This is a genomic window from Seonamhaeicola marinus, from assembly GCF_008085455.1.
The window spans coordinates 1-502 of record NZ_VSDQ01000014.1 but is presented as its reverse complement, the minus strand read 5'-3'; the positions used below and the strand labels follow the sequence as shown (position 1 = coordinate 502).

Sequence of the window (502 nt, the reverse complement as noted above, 5' to 3'; positions counted from 1 at the left end):
TTGCAGCTTTATATTTGGCTTCTGCTTCATCTACAATGTTCTGCGACATACTGTACAATGGATGATTTTCAATACTGAACGTTTCCATATCATTCTCCATCACTACGTCAAACTCATCTGAAACTGTAAAAACTTCTTCTGATACCAACCACAAATTGAATTGTTGTAAGGCAATAAGATAATTACTATAGGCTTGCGCTTTTTTATTCTGAATTTGAAACGCTTGATTTTTTGCTGCTGAATATTCTAATTTAGAAATGGCTTCGACTTCATAATTTAAAGCTACTGCTTGTTCAAATTTGGAATAAATGGAATCCAGTTCTTTATACAAGTTATAGTTCCGTTTCATTTGATAGCATTTAGACCACGCTTTTTTTACTTCCAATTCCAGTTCCAATTCGGAAAGTTGAAAGGCTTTTTGTGCTAACTGAATGCGTTGTTCTTGTAACTTCCTTTTTGAACCAATACCAAACACATCAATATTAGATTGACCAATACCTAT

Annotated in this window: 1 protein-coding gene; it reads right to left on the bottom strand. The window is 33.3% G+C overall.

The annotated features are described in order from the left end of the window. Positions 1-502 (bottom strand): TolC family protein (locus FUA24_RS00120; protein WP_246146910.1); only part of this gene is annotated, 502 nt, incomplete at both ends.